General features: G+C 41.1%; 3 protein-coding genes and 1 pseudogene. 2 read left to right on the top strand and 2 right to left on the bottom strand.

What is annotated here, in order from left to right; all coding sequences use genetic code 11:
* Nucleotides 1–213 (top strand): annotated as a pseudogene (locus H6S82_RS27090) (imidazole glycerol phosphate synthase subunit HisH); the annotation flags it as partial.
* A gap of 118 nt (nt 214–331) precedes the next feature.
* Here H6S82_RS27090 and H6S82_RS27095 read toward each other — a convergent pair.
* On the bottom strand, nt 332–652 hold the full coding sequence (locus H6S82_RS27095) for a LysM peptidoglycan-binding domain-containing protein (protein WP_190475294.1): 321 nt from the start codon (nt 650–652) through the stop codon (nt 332–334).
* Nucleotides 653–750: 98 nt separating this feature from the next.
* On the opposite strand from H6S82_RS27095, the gene rsmD reads away from it, so the two are divergent.
* Entirely contained in the window at nt 751–1,296 is a 546-nt protein-coding gene (gene rsmD, locus H6S82_RS27100; protein WP_190475292.1) for a 16S rRNA (guanine(966)-N(2))-methyltransferase RsmD, read from the top strand.
* Nucleotides 1,297–1,511: 215 nt separating this feature from the next.
* Here rsmD and H6S82_RS27105 read toward each other — a convergent pair.
* On the bottom strand, nt 1,512–2,917 hold a 1,406-nt coding region (locus H6S82_RS27105; RefSeq protein ID WP_191057024.1), incomplete at its 5' end, for a hypothetical protein.

Here is a 2,917-nt window from a genome sequence, read left to right on the forward strand (position 1 = left end):
CCTTGGGTTTATTTTGTCCACTCCTATTACGTCGATCCGATTGACCCCAAAGTCTGCGCCGCTAGTGTAACTCATGGTACACAAACAGTGACAGCTGCGATCGCACGCGATAACCTAATGGCAGTGCAATTTCACCCCGAAAAATCTTCCACCACCGGACTGCAAATACTCTCTAATTTTGTGGCGCAAGTGCAAACTCCGGTTCTGGCTTAGTGGAAACAGCAGGAGTAAAAAAATGTTTCTTTTGACTAAATATCAACTCCTGCTAATAATGTTTCCTCAAGAAGAGAAACCGGGTTTCGTATCATCCCGCGAATACGTGAGGGACACCCTAACCGGGAATTACAAGTAACTGTCCGGGAATAATTTTCTTAGGGTCGTTCCCAATTAGATCGCGATTTGCCTTATAGATGCGCGGCCAGTCATAGGGATTTCCGTAGTAACTTTTGGCTATTCGTGCGAGGGTGTCTCCAGTTTGGACAGTGTACAAGTCGGGAATGAGAAGTTGTCGATCTGGTACGATCGCGTTAGGGTTTGGCCCAATTACATTCCGATTGGCATCGTAAATTGGTTTCCAATTGCGAGTTCCGTAGAACATCTCGGCTATATCTGCCAAAGTTTCACCTTTTTTGACAATGTATGTCTGAGTCATAAATCTCTCCCGATCGATTTGTCATTTCCTGATCAATAAAATATTTAACCTTAGTCCGAGTTGGGCAGCAAATATTAATATTGTTTTCCTTTTTTACTATGAGTTTGAGAATCTACGGCAATCGTCTACTGAAAACCTTACCGGGTCAAGCCACTCGACCTACTTTAGCACGGGTGCGGGAGGCAGTCTTTAATATTTGGCAGGGAACAATAGAAGGCTGTCGCTGGCTGGATTTGTGCGCGGGTAGCGGTTCTATGGGTGCGGAAGCTTTGTGTCGAGGTGCAAGTTACGTGGTGGGAATTGAAAAATCCAGTCGCGCTTGTTCGATTATCCAACAAAACTGGCAACAGGTAGCACAAGCCGGACAAACTTTTGAGGTATTGCGAGGAGATGTTGTGCAGCGATTGAAAACCCTGTCAGCAGAAAAGTTCGATCGCATTTATTTCGATCCCCCTTATGCTAGCGATTTGTATGATTCGGTAATAGAGGCGATCGCCCAATATCAACTATTAGATGAAGACGGCGAACTAGCAGTAGAACACAGTCCCGATCGCAGCCTAAATGACGGCATTTTATCTGTCAAAATTTGCCGCCAAAAAGTTTATGGAAACACAGCTTTGACATTCTATATACCAATGAGTTAGATCTATTAAATGTCATCCTATTTATATCCATTAACCACATTTTTAATCAACAATCTAAATTTAGATTATCTTTGTTGATAATGTTGCTAAAAGTAAATTATTAATCTTTCGTAAAAATTTCGCTTGTCTGTAAAAGTTCGGGGGGTGCGCCGTAGGCGCACGACCCCAACAGAAGTTTGAGGCTGAAGCTAAAGTAAGCAAAAAAGATCGAAGCTTCACTCGTTAATTACAAACCTGACTTTTTGGACTCCCTCAATCATTTGTAAAGCAAATTGACCGGAAGTAAATTCACCGATATCTGGTAACTTTTCTTGGATTTTTGTCGCTAGTCCTTCTAAATTTATCACCTCTTTTTGTTCATTATTCCAAGGAATCGGTGAAATTAAAATGTCAGTCGCTTCGCCGTTAATATTTCTTAAATTTTTTGACCATTCAGGAGACTGTTTTGTCGGTGCATCTAAGCCAAAGTGCATCCCTTCTGGTTGCAGGTGAATATCAACGGTTTTGACCTCTCCTTCAAACAGACAAATTAACACATCTTTGGCTAATTTTTCCATCCGTAATAGGGATAAAAGGTTGACTTGAGTTTGGTCAATAGAATCTACATTTGCGACGGCTTTATCATAACCATCAATCAGTAAATTAGGCCAACCAGAGACAACTTGCGATCGCATGATAATGCCAGTAATTTTCTGCTCTATACCGCGAGTAAAACCACGACGAGTTGAACGGATTTTTCGATCTTCTTCTACACTGTTTTCAGTAACTCGACCAATGCTAAAAGCACCATCTTGTAAGCAGTCTACCCATAAAGAATCTACCCAAAAGAAACGAATTGATTCAATGGGGAGTAACCCTTCGTCGGGAACTAAATAATTAAACGGGATTCCCTGCAATAACTCTAATCCTTTAAACCATTTTTCTATTTTCTCTGGGATTGATTGTGCTGGTCGAATTTGTCGAGAGCGCAAGGGTAAATTATTAATGACATTATCTTCTAATTGTTTGAGATTTTGGGCGTTTTCTCGTTTCCAGTTAAATAATTCAATGGCTAATCCTTGGTTTTGTAGAGTCAACATTCGCCCTAATTGCCAAGCAGCAGCGTATGAAGTATCAAAGAGTCCTAAAGTAGAATCATAACGCAATAATTCATCCGATGCTTTGACAGGAAAATTGTAGGTTTCCTCGTTCATCCCCGGGATTAAAGGACTGCGATACCAAGAGATCGTCTGACTTCCCTGTCTTAGAGAATGAGGTAAGGGAATGTAACCCATTGCTAGGAATTTTTCTGCTTCTTGATTCTCAGTTTGAGGAAGTCTGGGGAAACTAGGATTACGGTTAAGTTTCTGGACTAATTGGCTAAAACTTTGTTCGGGATCTACACAAGCAAAACTCCAATTAGCTAAACTAACAAAGCGGATTAAATCCTCATCTACCGCTCCCATATAATCAAAATTATCTGCATCTATATAACGTCCTTCTATAGATACTAAATGCACTGTACTGATCCCATTAGGTTCTGGGAGACGATTACAAATAATCGTGGCAAATTCATCCCCAGAAAAGTTACGGGTTGCGTCTTCTAATTTGCGAACGTGAGCAAGATAAGCCAGGTCTGCGT

It is taken from the genome of Planktothrix sp. FACHB-1355 (genome assembly GCF_014748295.1).
In the GTDB taxonomy this organism is placed as follows: domain Bacteria; phylum Cyanobacteriota; class Cyanobacteriia; order Cyanobacteriales; family Aerosakkonemataceae; genus Aerosakkonema; species Aerosakkonema funiforme_A.

Coding starts and splice junctions, on each gene's coding strand:
- H6S82_RS27095 (WP_190475294.1), bottom strand. CDS start 652: ATGACTCAGACATACATTGTCAAAAAAGGTGAAACTTTGGCAGATATA.
- rsmD (WP_190475292.1), top strand. CDS start 751: ATGAGTTTGAGAATCTACGGCAATCGTCTACTGAAAACCTTACCGGGT.